We start from the raw sequence: 18488 nt of genomic DNA, 5'->3' as shown, positions 1-18488 counted from the left end.
GTGTGATAACACACACAATCGCTACTCCCCATCATCTACGGCTATGAGACTCTCTCAGGCTAGAATACTAGCTCTGAGTCACAGCCTCATCAACCGTGTACTCATTCCAGGACTTGATCGGAATCGTCTCCAACTGCTTCTGCGTAATAGCTCGCGCGAAGAGACGCGCCTGCTTGACCTTTGTAAAGAGTGGGATATTATGATCGATCGCGTGGCGACGCATCGCGTAGTCATCGTCGATATCCTTCATGATATGGCGATCCACGATGTTGATGGCCAGGTCGATCTTGTTCTCCCGGAAGTAGGTCAGAACACTGGGCTCTTGCTGCTCATGTAACTTGTAGAGCCTGGTTGCCTCGATGCCGTTGGTATGCAAGAAGGCTGTGGTCTTCTCTGTCGCGTACAGGGGAATGCCCAGGGTCGCGAACAGGCGCGCACTTTCGAGGAACTTGGCCTTCTTGTCGTCACCACCCAGGCTGATAAAGATGCCCTTCTGCGGCACACGACCGCCAGTGGCAATGATCGCCTTCAGGTAGGCCTCCTCCAGGTCGTCACCAAAGCAGGCCACCTCGCCAGTGGAAGCCATCTCGACGCGCAGAATGGGGTCTGCCCCGGTCAAGCGCGAGAAAGAGAACTGCGGCGCCTTCACCGCGACAAAGGACGGGCGCGGCATGCTAACGTCAGGAATAGATTCCTGGAAGAGAGCGTCGATGAACAGCTCAATCATGTTGACACCGGTCACCTTCGAGATGAAGGGGAAGGTGCGCGAGGCACGCAGATTGGCCTCGATGACGTAGACCTCGTTATCCTTGGCCAGGAACTGGATGTTAAAGGGACCCGTGATCTGTAAGGCTTTGGCAATGGCGCGCCCAACCTTCTCGATACGTGCTTTGGTCTCCTCATTGATCGTTTGTGGTGGCAACACGATGGTTGCATCGCCAGAGTGCACGCCCGCGTTCTCAACATGCTCAGAGATGACGAAGGCTTTGACCTCGCCCCGCTGCGCGACGGCGTCCAGCTCAATCTCCTTGACCTTCTGGAAGAACCTGCTCACAGTCACAGGATACTCACGCGAGACGGCCGCGGCCTCGCCTACATAGCGCTCCAGCTGCTCCTGATTATAGCAGACGTTCATGGCGCTGCCCGAGAGCACGTAGGAGGGGCGAACCAGGACGGGATAGCCAACGCGCTCCACAAAGGAACGGAGCTCTTCGAGGCTGCTGAATGATGCCCACTCCGGCTGGCGAATCCCCAGTGTGTCCAGCAGGTATGAAAACTTGTTGCGGTTCTCAGCCCCATCGATATTCTCGGCGCTGGTGCCCAGAATCGAGAAGCCGTAGCGATGTAGCGCCTGTACGCGGTTGTTTGGCGTCTGTCCGCCCACTGAGACAATGATGCCATGGGGCGACTCAAACTCGCAGATGTCAGCGATACGCTCGAAGGTTAGTTCTTCAAAGTAGAGGCGATCCGAGGTATCATAGTCGGTCGAGACAGTCTCGGGATTACAGTTAATCACGATGGATTGTTTCTGGTACTTCTTAAGCGCATCGACGGCGCTTACCGAGGTCCAGTCAAACTCGACCGAGGAGCCGATGCGGTAGGGGCCAGATCCCAGCACCGCGACACCATTCTGGCCCAGAGCCTGAATGTCATTATGCTGCGCATTGTAGGTCATGTAGAGATAGTTTGTCTCCGAAGGGAACTCGCCCGCCAGGGTATCAATCTGGAGAATTGCAGGTACAATACCGTACTGCTTACGCAGCTCACGAATCTCCAGCCCTGCCTTACCAACCATCTGCCCAATGCGCTTATCTGAGATACCCAGTTGCTTCAGGCGGCGCAGCATCTCTGCGGAGAGATCATGCGTCTGGCGCAGGCTCTCCTCATGCGAGAGAATGTTCCAGATGCGCGTCAGGAACCAATGGTCGATGCCAGTGATATCGTGGATCTGCTCAATGGAGTAGCCATGGCGCATGGCGAACGGCAAGGCAAACATGCGTTTATGCGTGGGCTGGTGCAGGAACTGCTGGAGCACCTCTTCCGTCGAGGTATAGCCGGCGAAAGGTTGCTCTGCGGTCGCGCCCTCCAGCTCCAGGTCCAGCATACGAATGGCCTTCTGATAGGCCTCTTCAAAGGTGCGCCCAATACCCATGACCTCGCCTACCGACTTCATGCCAGTGCCGATGGTCCAACTAACACCCTTGAACTTCTCCAGGTCCCAGCGTGGAATTTTGACTACTACATAGTCCAGGCTCGGCTCAAAACAGGCCTGGGTGACGCCTGTGACTTTGTTCGTCAACTCGGTAAGGGAGTAACCCAGCGCCAGTTTCGCTGCAACATAAGCCAGAGGATACCCAGTCGCCTTACTCGCCAGGGCGGAGCTGCGCGAGAGGCGCGCATTGACCTCGATTACGTAGTACTGCGAGGTTTGGGGATCTAGGGCGTACTGTACATTGCACTCACCCACGATGCCCAGGCTACGCACAATCTTGATCGCCGCCGCACGCAGCGTATGATACTCGCTGTTCGTCAGCGTCTGGCTGGGAGCGATAACCACCGACTCGCCGGTATGGATGCCCAACGGGTCCATGTTCTCCATATTACAGACGGTGATGCAGTTATCAAAGGCGTCGCGCACGACTTCGTACTCGACTTCTTTAAAGTGATGCAGATACTGCTCAACCAGGACCTGGGGCGCAAACGCCAGCGCGCCATCCACAATCTGGCGCAGTTCGTCTTCGCTATGCGCGATACCAGATCCCTGTCCACCCAGAGCATACCCGGCACGGACCATCAGTGGGAAGCCAAGTTCATGCCCGATGCGCAAGGCCTCGTCCAGCGTCTCAGCGACGTGGCTCTGGGGCGTGGAAATATTGATCGAGCGGAGATGTTGCGCGAACTCCTCGCGATCCTCGGTCAGGATAATCGCCGAGACCGGTGTACCCAGGATCTGCACCCCGTATTTCTCCAGCACACCGTTCTGGTGGAGCGCGATACCACAGTTGAGCGCGGTCTGGCCGCCAAAGGAGAGCAGAATGCCATCGGGGCGTTCTTTTTCAATGATTTTTTCGACAAAGAATGGCGTCACGGGCAGGAAATACACCTGGTCAGCCATTTGCTTCGAGGTCTGAATGGTTGCGATATTTGGGTTGATGAGGACCGTTGAGATGCCTTCCTCTTGAAGAGCTTTGAGGGCCTGAGAGCCGGAGTAGTCAAACTCTCCGGCCTGCCCAATCTTGAGCGCACCCGCTCCCAACACCAACACTTTCTTTAGCGACTTCACTTAGATCAATGCCCCCTTTGCCTCGTATACCTTCTCCAGGAAGAGATCAAACAGCCACTCGGTATCCATGGGTCCCGGTGTAGACTCGGGATGGAATTGGACCGAGAAGAACGGAAGTGAGCGATGGCGCATGCCTTCATTGGTATTATCATTCGCGTTGATAAACCAGGGTTCAAACCCTTCTGGAACCGTGCCTACCGCGAACCCATGATTCTGCGTTGTGATGTAGCAGCGCTTCTCACCAGCAAGTAGGCAGGGCTGATTCTGACTGCGATGGCCAAACTTCAGCTTGTAGGTATCGCCGCCCGCGGCCAAGGCCAGCAACTGGTGTCCCAGACAGATACCCATAATTGGAATTTCGTGCTCCATCGCGGCGCGCAGCGTCTGAATAGTTTTCTCAGCCATTTTGGGATCGCCCGGACCATTGGAGACCAGGATGCCATCAAAGTCGAAGGGCCTGTCGTCCGCGAAGAGATCGTAATCCCAGGGCACCTCTACTACGCGTACACCTCGCGCCACCAGGCTGCGGATGATATTGTGCTTGGCGCCACAATCAATAAGGGCGATAGTGGTTTCGCCTGAGCCATGCTCACGCACCTCGCTGGTAGAGACACGCGCGACCAGGTTATCGACATAGGGATTATGAAAAGGAATATCCTCATCAAAGATAATTGTTGCCAGCATCGTGCCATGCTTACGAATATGTTGGGTCAGCAGGCGGGTGTCCTTGATCTCCAGCGCGGGAATCTTCTCACGTTTCAGCCAGGTGCTCAAATCCATGGTGCTCTCGAAGTGAGAGGGCGTCGGGATATAATTTGAGACAATCAGCCCGGCCGCGTGGATACGATCACCCTCCCAGCGCTCGGCATTGGGCACGCCATAATTGCCAATAATTGGATATGTCATTGTGAGGATCTCGCCTGTGTACGAGGGATCGGTCAGGGCTTCTGGATAGCCCACCATTCCAGTACAGAAAACCACCTCACCGGCGGTCGCCTGCTCGTAGCCAAAGGAGAGGCCCTCGAAACGCGTTCCATCTTCTAATAACAAGACGCCTTTACGAGTCGTTGCCGAAAACGCCAAACTCTCCTCCACAACATCTTTTAGTAGCTTATTAGCAGTGTCAATTTGCAGCATCATTGGGTATCCTTCCAGAATCTGTGTAACTAGTAAGAGTCCCCACGCTTAAGCGCGGCCCAGAACGAGGGCCAGCAGCGCCATGCGGGTATACAAGCCATTACGAACCTGCGAACGTAGATACACAGCTCTGTGATCTTTATCGACCTCTGTGTCGATTGTACCAATGCGCGGCAGGGGATCCATCAGGATCATCTCCTGGCTGGCATATTCTGCGAGCAAGGCAGGGGTAACCGTAAAACGTTGTGCGACCATTTCATTATATTCCGTCAGCGAGTCAAAGCGCTCTTTTTGAATACGCGTCCAGTACCAGTACTGGCAATCCCTAGGGATATCTCTCTCGCTCGTGATTTCATGGATAGTAATATTACGGGAGCGGAACATGTTTAGATCTTCGCGATTGAGACGCAGCTTCTCGGGAGAGAGCAGATAGACTGTATTATTCTCGAAGAGCGAAAGACCACGCATCAGGGAGTGTATCGTCCGACTGTTCAGCGCATCACCTGCCATAACGCCTGTCAAATTATCCAGGCGGCCGAAGCGCTCATAGAGTGTATAGAGGTCCAGCACCGTCTGTGTAGGATGCTCGTTGTTGCCATCGCCAGCATTAAGGACCGGGACAAACTCAGCGCTTTCCGCGGCCCGCAACGCGGCACCCGGGCGGGGATGACGCAGCACAATAGCATCTGAGTAGGCTTCAAACACACGGATCGTATCCTCAAAGGTCTCCCCTTTGTTGACCGAGGAGACCGTCTCAGGATTCTGGATCTCTAGCGTCTGCCCACCCAGGCGCTTCACCGCAGCTGCGAACGACCCGAAGGTACGACTCGAAGGCTCGAAGAAGAGCAGCGAGACAAGCTGACCCGCGAGCAACTGGCATGGCTCTTTGCCAAGCACAAGCTGCTTCATATGACCCGCCAGGGCAAAGATCCGGCGCACATCATCGGCACTGAACTGATCAAACGAGACAATGTCCTTGCCCTTGAAATCTCCATTGATCATCGCTAACGTGTCATATGTCTTCTCAACAGCAATCTGGCTCATAGATCCCCCTAATAGCTAATGTATGCAGACGTTGTACGCTTCGCGTGTTAAAACACAACCGGTTGATAGGTCATCATTGAAACCTTCTCCGATCGCCAGCCCGGTAAGATGGTCTTCGCCTGGCTCCTCCCCTTCTCTCCCCGTAACTTATCTCGTCAGGTTGTATTTCTGGGCAAAAAAAATTCCTCACCTCCAAATGAAAGGAGAGAGGAGATAATAGAAAATTTTCCAATGGCGGAATCGACTTCCCAATGGAAATACCAATACCCGGCTACTGTCGCCGTTTGCATTGCTCTCCCTAGTATGTTTGAAGCCATGACGATACCGCACCTTTTCAGTGTAAATGTTTTTGGGAACTGGTCTCAAATTGCTAGAAGTATACCTTCTGATTTTGCAAAAGTCAAGGGAAATAAAGGCTTTTTTTGCCTGCCTCCTGAGACCAGGGATTAGATCTGGCACCCCCACGCCAATGCAATGCTCTTCTCCTCACTATGTTCTAATCGACACCCCCTCTCTCTTCTTCAATAAGTAGGAGGAGGTGGTGTGCCTAAGTAGCGGTACTCAGGCACACCACCTCCTCCTACCAGAAATAGTGCGGCCCGGTGGTCGCCATCGGCAGACCACCGGGCCATAATATCTCTTTCAAAGCGAGCGCCATAGGCGCGAAAAGTCAAGTGAGGAGAAAGTTAGGCAACAGTCACCACAGTCACATCAAAAATGATGGTGGCATTCGCCGGGATAGGGTCACTCCCTTGTGCACCATATGCCAGGGCCGGGGGAATAATCAGGCGGCGCGTACCACCAGCCTTCATCCCAATCAAGCCCTCGTTCCAGCCCTGAATGACCTGGGCTTGTCCAACGTTTTGCAGGTTGAAGAGTTCGCCCTTGCGATCATAGGAGCTGTCAAACTTTTTGCCATCCTTTTGCAGCCAGCCCGTATACTCTACATTGACGGTGCTTCCCTTGGTCACTTCTTTCCCGTCGCCCGTCTTTACATCGATATATTGCAATCCATCAGGAAGCTTCACAATTTTGCTGTCATCCGCGGGAGGAGGTGTGCTTGGACCCGCGCTTGGCGTAGGAGAGCCACCCGTCGCAGTCATAACGGCGTTTGCAACACCTGTTGCGGTCGCGTGTACACTGGCGGTGCTTTTAGCATTCGCGGTTGCCGTCGCGTTCTTATTGGCGGTCGCGACCAACTGGTTATTGTATTGCTGATATTGCAAGACACCAAAAATACCAATGACAATCAACGCAACCGCTACAATCGCGGAGGTCCAGATCCGAATACGGCGCCGACGGCGCTCCTTGCGATACAAACGCTCTTGCTGGCGCTGGCCAGGGCGGCCCGATGTTGGATTGTTTTCACGACGTATAGTCTGCGACATAGCACATTCTCTCCTCGTATTGTGTAGAATAATTGCAGGTTGAGGTTACCATTATTTCTTCTATCTGACAAGAGGGAAACACAAGAAAGTACTTATTGATATGAAATTTCACTCCCTCTGGCTCTACCATATTTTTTACCTCTACTAACTCTACAATTCATAGCCCCCTTTTCCGAAGTATGCTATAATTAAAAACCACACCCATCAAGTTGTCAGGCTTTGGTATCATTAGTACTGCGAACACCTTTTTTAACCTAGCGATACAGGCACACTCATTTTCATCATGACAACAAACGAACAAGAAGAGCTAGCACAGCTCACCACAACTGAATACATTCCCCACGTTCCAGCGCAGGGATATATCCGCTATCCCACCATCTACAAAGACTATATCGTCTTTGTGACTGAGGATGATCTCTGGCTCGTCTCCAGTGAAGGAGGCCGGGCCGAGCGCCTCACCGCGGGACAGGGGCGCGTGAGCCATCCCCATTTCTCGCCAGACGGCAACTGGTTAGCCTTCGTTGGACGTGAAGAGGGGCCGGGCGAGGTCTACGTCATGCCTGCGCTCGGTGGTCCCGCGCGTCGCCTTACCTTCGATGGAGGCACCTGCACTGTCCTTGGCTGGACGCCCGATGGGGGCGCGATTCTCTACGCAAGCAGCACCGGCCAGTTCACGGCAAAATATACCGTCATCTACGCGATCAGCCCAGCTGGCGGCCCGCCCCAGCAACTACCGGTTGGCATGGCTAACGCCATTTCCTACGGCCCGGAGGGGGGAGTTGTTATTGGGCGCAATATCGAGGAACCTGCCTACTGGAAACGCTATCGAGGCGGGACCGTAGGCCACCTATGGTGCGATACTACAGGTAGCGGCACCTTTCAACGCCTGCTCAATATTCATGGCAACGTCGCCGATCCCTGCTGGGTCGGAAAGCGCATCTACTTCATCTCTGATCATGAAGGGGTAGGCAACATCTACTCATGCACGCCCCTGGGCGAGGAGCTTACGCGCCACACCTTTTTCGACACCTTCTACGCCCGTCACCTCTCCACCGATGGCGAGCGCCTGGTCTTGCAATCGGCCGCCGATCTCTACGTCTTTGATCCAGCGACTAATCAGGTACGCCAGCTCACCGTGACCCTACCAAGTCAGCGCACACAGCTTAGCCGCAAATTTGTGTCCGCCGACCAGTATATCGATACATTCGCGCTCCACCCCCAGGGGCATGCACTCGCACTTACCACGCGTGGGAAGGCCTTCTGCCTCAGCAATTGGGAGGGAGCATCCATCCAGTATGGTATCCAGGATGGCGTGCGCTATCGCTTTCTTGAGTGGCTCAATGACGGCTGGCGGCTCGTCGCCATCTGCGATTCCCCTGGACGCGAAACCCTCGTGATTATCGATCCGGCAAGCGATAATGAATACAAGCTCCTGCCCGATATCGAGTTTGGGCGCGTGATTGAGCTTACAGTCTGCCCGGTCGAGAATATTGTGGCTATCACTAATCATCGGCAAGAATTGATTGTAGTTGACCTGGCATCAGGGCAACATGGAGTCCTCGACCATAGTGAATATGGCCGCATCTATGACCTGGCCTGGTCGCCAGATGGACGCTGGCTGGCCTATAGCTTTGCCTGCAGTGCCCAGAAACGCGCCATTAAGCTGGGTAACCTTGAAACAGGCGAGACACATTTCGCGACCGAACCTATCCTGGCGGATGTTAGCCCAGCCTTTGATCCCGAAGGGCGCTACCTCTACTTCCTGGGCTATCGCGTCTTTAATCCCATCTCGGATAACTTACAGTTTGAGTGGAGCTTTCCACGTGGGGTCCAGCCCTACGCCGTCCCTTTGCGCAAAGATATTCGCTCTCCCTTTGTGACCGAGACCCGACTCACACAAGACCTGCGCCGCCGCCCAGGCTTTGTGCCTGAAGTTGCCCCCGCCGCCAGCGACGACAATAACGGAACCGAACCACAATCAGCTCCGACTACACAGCCTCCTAACACTTCCAATCGCGTGTATATCGACCTGGATGGTATCACCCATCGCGCCGTGGCCTTCCCCACGGGCGAGGCACGCTATTCAGGTATTCTCGCGATGCGGGGACGCGTGCTCTTCCTGGTCCATCCGCTTACCGGCGCGCTCTCCGAGGGCAGAGTCGCGGCTGGATTGAGAGCTTTGATATCGAGACCCAACGCCTGGAACGTACCTTCGATAATGTCAATGAAGCCATGCTTTCCCGCGATCACAATACGCTCATCTATCGCTCGCGCGCCCGCCTGCGCGTGCTACGCAATGCGGAGAAACCACGCTCGGATAGCGATTTTCCCGGACGTGAAACTGGCTGGATCGATCTGGGCCGCATCAAGGTCTCAGTGCTCCCTGCCGCTGAGTGGAGACAGATGTTTGCCGAAGCCTGGCGTCTCCAACGCGAGCAGTTCTGGACCGAAGATATGTCGGGCGTGGACTGGGAGAGCATCTACCAGCGCTACGCTCCGCTGATCGAACGCGTGGGGTCACGCTCAGAGCTTTCTGACCTCATTCATGAGCTACAGGGCGAGCTGGGGACCTCTCACGCCTTTGAATATGGTGGCGAATACCGGCGCGGTCAATACTACCGCCAGGGATCGCTCGGCGTCGATTGGAGCTATGATCCCACGACTGAGCGCTATCGCATCGGGCGCATCATCGTGGGCGATCCTTCCGATGAAGATGCGACCTCACCACTCAGTGAGCCAGGTCTTGGTGTTGCCGTTGGAGACGCGATCATCGCGGTCAATGGACAACGCGTCGGGCCACGCCTGAGTCCCCAAGAACTACTCGTCAATCAGTCCGGCAACGCGGTCAACCTGATTATTGAACCCGCCGAAGGCAATACCAGGCGTGTTGTGACGGTGAATGCCATCTCACTTGCGACTGAGAGCGCGGCCCGCTATCGCGACTGGGTGGACAGAAATCGGCGCGTGGTCTATGAGAAATCACACGGGCTGGTCGGCTATATCCATGTACCCAACATGGGCCCACAGGGCTTCGCTGAGTTCCACCGCGGCTTTCTGGCCGAATATGACTATCCTGCCCTGATTATCGATGTGCGCTGGAATGGCGGCGGCAACGTCTCCAGCCTGCTCCTGGAAAAGCTCTCGCGCCGCCGTATTGGCTATAAGTTCTCACGCTGGGGCAAGCCAATGCCCTACCCGAAGGAGTCACCACGCGGCCCCATGGTCTCTTTGACCAATGAGCACGCCGGCTCCGATGGGGACATTTTTAGCCATAGCTTCAAGCTCCTGCAACTGGGTCCCCTGATCGGGACACGTACCTGGGGCGGAGTTGTAGGCTATACGCTCAATCACCAGCTCGTCGACGGCACCACCACAACACAGCCCGAGTTTGCCAACTGGTTCGCCGATGTCGGCTGGGATATTGAGAACTATGGCACCGAACCCGATATCGAGGTGGATATCGCACCTCAAGACTATATGAATGACACCGATCCCCAACTGGAGAGGGCCATTATCGAGGCCGTGCGCCTGGCACACGAGGCCAAGACGCTAGAACCTACGCCAGGGAAACGCCCCTATCGTGGCTGGGTCAACAAGCCCGATGAGAGCGGTACCGATATCGAAAGCGCCTCCCAATAAGCAAGAAAGAGCGAGAGGCGCGGCAGACATGCCGCGCCTCTCGCTCTTTCTTGCTTATTATCACGCGTTACGCCGATATACACACGCTCCCTGTACCCATGTCTGTGCAATGACCTCAGAGGATGCGCCAAAGAAGAGCGTATCCAGCAAGTCCTCCTCGCTCCAGCCACGCATCTGCCGATGTTCCAGGTCAATAGCCACAAAGTCAGCCGCCTGGTCGGGAGCGATCTCGCCAGCCTGTATTGCCAGGGCGGCGGCCCCACGTCGCGTGCCATAGTCCAGCAAGAGCGGGCCGGGAGCCGCAAGCTCATCCGCGACTAGCACGCGCCGGCGCTGATAACGCATGCGCGCGCTATATTCGGCCCAGCGCAGCTCCTCTAGAGGGTCCAGGCGCGTGTTACTATCCGAACCAATGGTAAGGGGAATCTCGCGCGCACGCAGGTCTTCATAGGGGGCGATTCCATCCCCCAGGTCGCCCTCGGTCGTTGGGCAGACACAGACCGTGCTGCCATACTGGGCCAGGATATCAAGCTCGTGCTCGGTGGCATGGGTGGCATGAACGATCGTCGTTCGAGGTGAGAGGGCTTCGTAGCGTTCTAAAAGCTCGATTGGGCGACAGCCATGTGCAGTACGACATTGCTCGATCTCAGCCACCTGCTCGTCAGCATGTACATGTAACGGCAGGCTATGCTCACGACTATACGCAGCAATGGCGTGAAACCACTCCCCCGGCACGGCCCGGACCGAGTGGGGCGCAACCCCGACCTGGTATCCCTGCTGACGCAGCGCTTCAACGCGCGCCAAGTACTGTTCTACCGTAGCGTCGCAGAAGCGCCGTTGCCCCGCCTCCAATGCCTGCTGAAAGCCGCCGCGTGCATAGGCGGTCATTAAGAGTACCACGCGCAGCCCTGTGTCTTTTCCTGCTTGTAGGATTGCTTCAGACATGGCATTCGGGCGATCGTAGGGCCTGCCATCAACCTGGTGATGCACATAGTGGAACTCGCCGACGCTGGTATAGCCCGCCGCCAGCATCTCGCTGTATGTCTGGCGCGCCTCCTCATAGAGAAGTTCCGGCGTCAGGCGCTGGGCCTCGGCATACATGGCACGCCTCCAGGTCCAAAACGTATCCTGCCGGGAGAGTGGGCGATGCGTATGGCCACGCAACTGGCGCTGAAATACATGGCTATGCACATTCACAAAACCGGGCAGGAGAAGCATCTGGGGTAGCAGCTCGATCTGCTCATGTGCGACCGCCTGTGAACTATCAATAATTCCCGTGATCAAACCAGCATCATCAATGGCGATGAGCTTATTTTTCTGCAACCCCTCATGGGTATAGACATAGGCTGGCGCCAGGTATTTCATCACGTTGGCATTCCTCAATTCGCATAGGTCTTGGTGCAATGTTCTAGCAGTAATCATGGCAGGAGACGCTAGCTGCTAGCGCTCACTAAGCGACGATTCCCGCCTGTCCCATTCTACCATGCGTGGCGAGACCAGGGGACCGGCATCTCCAATCAAATGAAATGCCGCCCAGAAGTAGGGATGCGCCCGGTAGGGACGCTCTGAGGCGCGCATTTGCGTGATAAAATCGCGCTGAGCCTGTGCCAGGGCACTTACCTTGCGCTCACCACGCAAGAGCACCCGATAAAAGAGTTCCATCAGTTCGGCGCTGCTGGCATCCTCAACCTTCCAGAAGGTGGGCAGGAGCGAGGCGGCGCCCGCATACAGAAAGCCACGCCCCAACCCGATGACTTCGTCAACACCCCCAATCACGGCGCGGCCAGTCTCACAGGCGCTAAGCACCACAAGCGAGCAGGAGGAGAGATCGAGGTTGAAGGCCTCAATCGTGCTCAACTGGCGATCAGCCAGGCGAATAGAGGAGAAATTGGGTGCGTCCAGGCGGAAGAGGCCATGCGCGGCGATATGCACCAGGGGACTCTTAGCTCCACGCTGCTGCAAGAGCGTCGTGGTCGCCTGCTCATGTACCGCTGGCCGGGTCCCCAACAATTGTGCAACGACCTCGGCCTCATGCACAGCCTGCGGAAGCCAGCCGTTCTCTGAGAAGCCCAGCACCATGGCCCTGGTAAGGGCCTCAGAGCGCACCTGTGTGTTCAGCCCCCGCTGTCGACAGACATCCCAGAGCGAGACCGAGGGGAGGTATGATACCTCAACGCGCTCCACGACAAAGCGCTCGTCGTCCAGGAGGGCGTGAAAGGGGAGATAATGCAACATGCCGTAGGGCACCACCACGAGGTGACGACAGGCATGAAGCGCCCCCTCTACGGGGCGTAAGAGGATATCATAGAGCCGCTGCAACAGGCCCAGGCAATTCTCTTGCAACTCCTCGCACACACTCGCCTGCTCTGGTGTGCCCACAGTGCGAGCCACCAGGTCAAAGTTGGTGCGTAACAATGCCAGGAGGCGCTCCAGGCGCGTGACGGCACCCAGAAGGCACCTGACGACAATCCCTTCGCGGGTGAGGCAAAAAATGTAGAGATCCTGCCCCGCCAGGTAGTATTCCAGGATCAGCGTTTGCGAAAGTATTTTTGGTCCCAACTGCGTGACGAGCGAGTTCGTCCACTGCTTTTGCGGCTGCGCGATAACATCGCTCATCGAGCGCAACTGCACCTGTTCGAGCAGGTGCTCAATGCGCCGCTCGCGTTGCAGCATTTCTTTACGAGCCTGGGCAGGATCGATGCTCTGTATGCGACGTATTGCGGTATCACTAAGATTAACATCGCCCTCGGTACCATAGACAATCGAGCTATACCAGGCCTGCTCTTCGCGTAAGCGCTCCAGGTCTTCGAGCTGCCTCCCACTCAGGCGGTCCCTTGCGGTAAACTTGATATCAATGTTGTTGCGCAAGTAATCACCCAGGGCGCGCGACTTGGCCTTCTCAACATACGTCAGTGCTCTAGGGACATCTCGCCCCTGCAAGGCCAGCAGCATCGCACGCCTATAGAGCTCGCCCTTCCCCTCCAAAAAGCTTACGCGCTCCTCCAGCACCAGGCGACTCTGCACTTCGTCAATCCCCTGAATGGCGCGATCATAGTATTGCATGGCCTGGTCGATAGCACCATGTAGCTCAGCCAGGTGTCCCAGGAGATCATAGCAGAGATACTGGAGTTCCAGCATCTCCTGAGCCATGGCGATATCCAGGGCATAATGGCTTAAACGTTCGGCCGTGTCGAGTTGGCGCTCGGCCTCGGCGATATAGGCCTGCAATAACATCGACCACGCCAGGTTAGGCAAATCCTCTTGATCCGCGAAGACGTCCGCGACATACTCCACCTCGCGCAGACTCTTTTCCAGCTCTCCATTGGCGTAATAGAGATCAGCCCGGCGCAAACGCGCCATGGCCGACAGGCGTACAAAGCCACCCTCAGCCAGCAAATCACTTGCTTCGCGCAGCAACTCGTCGGCCTCATGGTGGCGCCGCATCAGGATCGCGGCACTGGCCTGGCGCATCAAGGCTCGCGCCAGGTTATCGCGTTGCGCCGAAGTGGCGCGAAAAAAGGCCACGACCTCGGCCGCCAGTTCGTAGGCTTCGCGAGAACGGTTTAAGCGCAACAAGCAGACGCACATCTGGTGTGTGGCTTCGGCCCGCGATTCGAGCATCTGGTGGCGCTCAAAGGTCTCCCGGCACTGGTTGTAGAGCAGCAATGCCTGGCTATAGTGGCCCTGGGACGCGTAAATCTCGGCGATGTTGAGATCCTCACGTGCAAGCGAGATCTCCTCGCTCGGGCCGTAGCGCTCAAAGGTCTCCCGTGCCTGCTTGTGCATCTCGACAGCCTCGCGAAAGCGACCTTGAGCGGCCAGGGCCAGGGCTTTATTACCACGCGCGCGCGCGATATACAGCTCAACATCCTCGTTACACATTTGATAGGTTTCAATCGCGCGGTCAAATGCGCGCAGGGCTGCGTCATACTGGCCCAGCTCAAAGTTGATAATGGCGGCATTCACATCTATCTGACCCGCCCGCACCAGCTTGCCATGCCGCACAAAGATATCACGCGCCGCGGCTACATCACGAAGCGCCTCCGTCATGCGGTTGAGATGTAGGCAAGCATTAATACGCCCGATGCGCGTCCGCGCCCAGCTCACCTCGTCGCCCAACGCGAGAAAATCCTCTCCCGCCGCATCGAGAAAAGGCAATGCTTCTTGATCGCGCTCCATACGGCGCAGTGCATCGCCACGCGCCCACAGACCTAGCGCGTGGTAATAACTATCTTTGGTAAGGTCGCCTATGAGCAGGAGGTAGCCAGAGAGCCGAAACGAGAGCTCAACGTTACTGTTCCAATAACGATCCGCTTCACGTTTCAGGCGATGGACCAGCGTATTGAGTTCCGCGGCTGTGAGATGAGGAACGTAGAGATGTAGTAATTTCGGCCCTTGCTCTTCGCTCGCCTTCAGCAGTGTCGCAGCAAGTTCCTGAGCAGTCATAGCTTGTATTTTTACACAATCCTTTGGTAGAAGTCGCTCTTCTGCCACCAACTACATATACATATACATACTTCCTGGCCCTCCCAGCCTCCTCCTGATGCTTATACTTACAAACGTTCTAGAGGCCCCAAAAACCACCCAAAAGGAATCACAATCAACAGGAGCCATCTTCGACTCCTGCTTTTATGGCGCCTCTCTAGATCTCTCAAACCCAAAAAACGGCTCACACCCATCGACCAGGCGCTCTAACCATCCTCGTCCAGGGCAACGGCGACCTCTTCAATGATCACACAGGTTTCCGGAAAACGCAGCTCTAGTGTATAGGTATTAGGGATAAGTGCGGTAAAGATAAAGTTGCCCAGGTCGTCAATATGTTGCGTATACGAGCTCTTCCCATCGCGTGCAAGTAATACAACTGGCGTTCCCTGTAAGGTTGGCAATGTCGCTCCCTTGCGCGTCACAAACCCTACCAGTTGCGCACCACCACTCTCCTGACTCCCCCGCTCAAGCTGAAGCGAAATGCTGATATCTTCAGCGATATAGCGGCGCGGCCAGGCAGAGGCGGTTCCACGAACACTGTAGAGCGCGGGCTGCATGGGAACCAACGTAGCTACTAGGCGCCGCACACCCGCCTGTACAGGCTCGAGCAGGCGCTCAAGTACTGAGTGTTGCTCCTCCTCTGCTGAGGTGCGATGATTGCCCACAATGGCTGGGACCACCACCGGGTTGGTAAATAGATCCTCGCGCGCCATGAAGGCAGAGAGCGTCTCTACTTCCGCGGAACACAACACACATGCGCTCAGATGGGTCTTGATCAGCGCCTCGTCCTCAGCACTACATAGTCCCAGTTGATATTCACCTAACATCTGGTTAGAAGGGCAATCCCAGCGATAGAGCTTCTGCATTAAGACATGCTCCAGGCGTTGATAGGCCCCAAAGCGCTGCGCGCAACTCGCGCAGCGCTCCATATGGTCTTTCACCGCTGGTCTTACCTTCTCGCCCGCAAGGTATGCGATTATCTCCTCATCACGAATCGCACCCGGTTCATAACACTCCATGAGTGCCCCCTCGATCCCTCTAAGATTTTTCCAGGCGCCACTCCTAGCTGGCGAATGGCGCTATGCTCATGCTGCAACCAATACGACATTCGTGAACGCTCAGAGCGACCAGGCTACGAGTAACGCTTCTCTATCTATTCTTCTTCTCCGAAAACCCTGAGCGCGCTTGTCCCCAAATGGGGAAAGCGCTAGACACGCCAGTGAAGGCTTGTCCCCCGAATGGGGATGGGTTTCGGAATAAGATCTTCTCGGCAGATTAAGAAATGCCACATTTTGGACCGCCACTTCCAAAGCAGGATAGGCTCGACGGTCATAAACTCTCCCTTGTTCTTTATAAGTAAACGAAGCACGCCGCCTTTTTAGCGCGTTTCCTCTTTATTTCCCTGCTCCCTTGCCTCTATCACCAGATTCACTTTTCCAGGCGCTATTGCCGGAAGAGATTGCGCAAACGCCGATTACGCCGTAAGCGCTCCAGTACATTGCGCTTTATGCGGTACACATCATCGACGGTGGGAAAGAGGTGACGATACTGCACGCAAATTTCGCCCGGCTTCATCCCCTGCACATATGCCAGGTACAATAAGACCCGTTCGTCCTCACCGTTCAACTCTTCCTGGATAATCGCCCAGAGACGCTGCGCTGACAACTGAGCAACGACATCATCGGCTGGATCACTGCCTGATGGCTCATGCTCCACCGCCTCAAGCGTCTCCTCGTACTGTCGAGCCTGGCGCGCGCGTACCTCGTCGGCGACCACGCTATGTACACACATTTTTAGATATTTTAATACAGACGCCAAAGAATCAAAGTTACCGATTTTGGCTGGTGTCAGTGCCTGAGAGAATTTGGCAAAAGCCGCGTTCACCAGGGACGCTCCTCCTTCTTGCCCAAGCAGTTGCACCGCGCTTTGATGCTGTGTCACCCATGTCAGTACCAGCGGCGCATATTGCTGATATATGTGCTGCCAGGCGGCCTCATCGCGCCTGATAATCGCACGCCGAAACAATTCAAGGCAAAAGCGGTCATTCGAGGTACTCTGTTTAAGAAATTTTGTTGTTTCCTCAGCGCAACAGCGCGCAAGGTCTCCAACTGCTAGTTGCTCCGGTGGTTGGGCGCTGTCACCCACTCCTCTCTTCTCCGGGTCCTGACGAGAAAATTGGGAGAGGTTTAGAGACTCCATCAACAATGCCCCCTACTTCCAATCTATGAAACAATTTCCCCAACACGTTAAGACAGCAATTCTGGGCTTTAAGGTCGTGCCTCGTGCTCTACTCTTGCAGCACGAACTCACAGCACTGGTTTTGTTTATTATCGCATGTTTCACTGACAAAGTGCTAGTTCCTTCGAGCCAGGACAGAGCTATTTAATCCTCGAAAATATGGGGTCCTGCGCGCCTACGGTGCTCAGGGGTAAGGCATGTGTGTGGAAAACGGCTTTGCCGTTTTCCACACACATGCCTTACCCGAGGCTCGCGTAGCGAGTCGAGCCAAGAAGCAGAAGAGAATAAATAGCCCTGGAGCCAGGATGCTAAGAATAGATAACTTCACAAAAACGCCAATAGATATGTGTAAAAATCGCTAATTGAATTCGTTTATATCAGGTAAGACATGATGCGTAACCAGAGAAAGCGACTCTTCAGGCAGAATGAATAGGAGTTTCGGCTACTCCCGCGGGGGGGTTTTCAATTTGTGCACATTTTGTGATATGCTTGGTATGCCCACATAAGAGAACGAAGACTTAGAGCCTCTCTTGCTCTTTTTGCAGGATTAAAGCTCTCTTGTATCTCTTGTGCAACCTGATCAACCAATGGATGTTTGAATATGACCCCACGACGCGGAACACATACCGACAACCTAAATAACGTTATTCAAGTCATTCAATTAGGCCGCAAGACAGGACTTCTCACCGTACAAAAAGAGTCTGGCCCCGCCTCGGAGGAAGGCGAAATAACCTTTTTCCGAGGGCAGATCTCGCAGGCCCGTCTAGGCCATCTACGCGATCAACAGGCCATCAGCCTATTTGCTACCTGGAAATCCTGTTTTTTTACGTTTGTCCCTTTCGACACCGATCGCGCAACTGGGCCTCAAACAACCGTTACCAATCCATCTCTGCCAGCGCTGAGGCAGCTTTCACCAAATCAAGCACCGCCTTCTTATGCTAGTGGTAGTGGCCTACTACCGCCTTATACTGGTGGTAGCGGGCCGCTACCCAGGTACGCCCCCCCACAAGCGGGCAGCTTGTGCCTCAACGCATTCATGAGATGAACGATAGTCTTCGGCTCATCGAACAGTCTGGCCTATCGCGCAATCATCGACGTCTTCTCCTTCTCATCGATGGAAATCGAAATAGCGCCGAACTTGCACGTTTGATGGGTCGTTCACAAGACGAAACACAACAACTCATTCGCGATCTTGAATATATTGGGATCGTTCGTTAGATTCTTAACTATTGGAGCCAACACTCTCGTAGCATTAGTTCCAATTAGTAAGGGAC

The 18488-nt window shown here is 55.1% G+C and carries 12 protein-coding genes; 4 read left to right on the top strand and 8 right to left on the bottom strand.

The window, feature by feature from the left end; all coding sequences use genetic code 11:
* Positions 1–67: 67 nt before the first annotated feature.
* The 4 genes from carB to JMJ04_RS18115 all read right to left on the bottom strand — a co-directional run bounded on the left by carB (position 68) and on the right by JMJ04_RS18115 (position 6852).
* The gene (gene carB, locus JMJ04_RS18130; RefSeq protein ID WP_201371848.1) at positions 68–3283 is read right to left on the bottom strand and encodes a carbamoyl-phosphate synthase (glutamine-hydrolyzing) large subunit; all 3216 of its coding nucleotides are present in this window, start codon (positions 3281–3283) and stop codon (positions 68–70) included.
* Positions 3284–4423, bottom strand: coding sequence for a glutamine-hydrolyzing carbamoyl-phosphate synthase small subunit (carA, locus tag JMJ04_RS18125; RefSeq protein WP_201371847.1), 1140 nt, complete (start codon positions 4421–4423; stop codon positions 3284–3286).
* Between the two features lie 45 nt (positions 4424–4468).
* Positions 4469–5464, bottom strand: a complete 996-nt coding sequence (gene pyrB / locus JMJ04_RS18120) for an aspartate carbamoyltransferase (RefSeq protein WP_201371846.1) — start codon at positions 5462–5464, stop codon at positions 4469–4471.
* A 686-nt stretch (positions 5465–6150) separates the two neighbouring features.
* Positions 6151–6852, bottom strand: coding sequence for an FKBP-type peptidyl-prolyl cis-trans isomerase (locus tag JMJ04_RS18115; RefSeq protein ID WP_201371845.1), 702 nt, complete (start codon positions 6850–6852; stop codon positions 6151–6153).
* Positions 6853–7135: 283 nt separating this feature from the next.
* Between JMJ04_RS18115 and JMJ04_RS18110 the strand changes: the two genes are divergently transcribed.
* Positions 7136–9355, top strand: coding sequence for a S41 family peptidase (locus JMJ04_RS18110; RefSeq protein ID WP_236038062.1), 2220 nt, complete (start codon positions 7136–7138; stop codon positions 9353–9355).
* On the top strand, positions 9256–10491 hold the full coding sequence (locus JMJ04_RS46590; RefSeq protein WP_236038061.1) for a S41 family peptidase: 1236 nt from the start codon (positions 9256–9258) through the stop codon (positions 10489–10491). The genes JMJ04_RS18110 and JMJ04_RS46590 overlap by 100 nt, the downstream gene beginning before the upstream one ends.
* A 60-nt stretch (positions 10492–10551) precedes the next feature.
* On the opposite strand, the gene JMJ04_RS18105 is transcribed toward JMJ04_RS46590, so the two are convergent.
* From JMJ04_RS18105 to JMJ04_RS18090, 4 genes are all read right to left on the bottom strand, one after another.
* Positions 10552–11856: a formimidoylglutamate deiminase gene (locus JMJ04_RS18105; RefSeq protein ID WP_236038174.1), complete on the bottom strand. Its 1305-nt coding sequence runs from the start codon at positions 11854–11856 to the stop codon at positions 10552–10554.
* 75 nt (positions 11857–11931) lie between these two features.
* On the bottom strand, positions 11932–14937 hold the full coding sequence (locus tag JMJ04_RS18100; protein WP_201371843.1) for a CHAT domain-containing protein: 3006 nt from the start codon (positions 14935–14937) through the stop codon (positions 11932–11934).
* A gap of 245 nt (positions 14938–15182) precedes the next feature.
* Positions 15183–15995, bottom strand: coding sequence for an anti-sigma factor (locus JMJ04_RS18095; RefSeq protein ID WP_201371842.1), 813 nt, complete (start codon positions 15993–15995; stop codon positions 15183–15185).
* 424 nt (positions 15996–16419) lie between these two features.
* Positions 16420–17175 carry an RNA polymerase sigma factor gene (locus JMJ04_RS18090; RefSeq protein WP_201371841.1) on the bottom strand — a complete coding sequence of 252 codons (756 nt, stop codon included), beginning with the start codon at positions 17173–17175 and terminating at the stop codon, positions 16420–16422.
* A gap of 640 nt (positions 17176–17815) precedes the next feature.
* Between JMJ04_RS18090 and JMJ04_RS48715 the strand changes: the two genes are divergently transcribed.
* Both JMJ04_RS48715 and JMJ04_RS18080 read left to right on the top strand, forming a co-directional pair.
* Positions 17816–18259, top strand: coding sequence for a DUF4388 domain-containing protein (locus JMJ04_RS48715; RefSeq protein WP_201371840.1), 444 nt, complete (start codon positions 17816–17818; stop codon positions 18257–18259).
* Positions 18235–18432 (top strand): hypothetical protein, encoded by a 198-nt coding sequence (locus tag JMJ04_RS18080; RefSeq protein ID WP_201372400.1) that lies wholly within the window; start codon positions 18235–18237, stop codon positions 18430–18432. The genes JMJ04_RS48715 and JMJ04_RS18080 overlap by 25 nt, the downstream gene beginning before the upstream one ends.
* Positions 18433–18488 lie beyond the last annotated feature (56 nt).

It is taken from the genome of Ktedonobacter robiniae, from assembly GCF_016587375.1.
GTDB lineage: Bacteria > Chloroflexota > Ktedonobacteria > Ktedonobacterales > Ktedonobacteraceae > Ktedonobacter > Ktedonobacter robiniae.
Note: the sequence above shows the minus strand (reverse complement) of the source record. Positions and strands in the feature narration are given on the sequence as shown.

Coding starts and splice junctions, on each gene's coding strand:
- JMJ04_RS48715 (WP_201371840.1), top strand. CDS start 17,816: ATGACCCCACGACGCGGAACACATACCGACAACCTAAATAACGTTATT.
- JMJ04_RS18090 (WP_201371841.1), bottom strand. CDS start 17,175: ATGGAGTCTCTAAACCTCTCCCAATTTTCTCGTCAGGACCCGGAGAAG.
- JMJ04_RS18095 (WP_201371842.1), bottom strand. CDS start 15,995: ATGGAGTGTTATGAACCGGGTGCGATTCGTGATGAGGAGATAATCGCA.
- JMJ04_RS18100 (WP_201371843.1), bottom strand. CDS start 14,937: ATGACTGCTCAGGAACTTGCTGCGACACTGCTGAAGGCGAGCGAAGAG.
- JMJ04_RS18105 (WP_236038174.1), bottom strand. CDS start 11,856: ATGAAATACCTGGCGCCAGCCTATGTCTATACCCATGAGGGGTTGCAG.
- carA (WP_201371847.1), bottom strand. CDS start 4,423: ATGATGCTGCAAATTGACACTGCTAATAAGCTACTAAAAGATGTTGTG.
- JMJ04_RS18115 (WP_201371845.1), bottom strand. CDS start 6,852: ATGTCGCAGACTATACGTCGTGAAAACAATCCAACATCGGGCCGCCCT.
- JMJ04_RS18110 (WP_236038062.1), top strand. CDS start 7,136: ATGACAACAAACGAACAAGAAGAGCTAGCACAGCTCACCACAACTGAA.
- JMJ04_RS46590 (WP_236038061.1), top strand. CDS start 9,256: ATGTTTGCCGAAGCCTGGCGTCTCCAACGCGAGCAGTTCTGGACCGAA.
- pyrB (WP_201371846.1), bottom strand. CDS start 5,464: ATGAGCCAGATTGCTGTTGAGAAGACATATGACACGTTAGCGATGATC.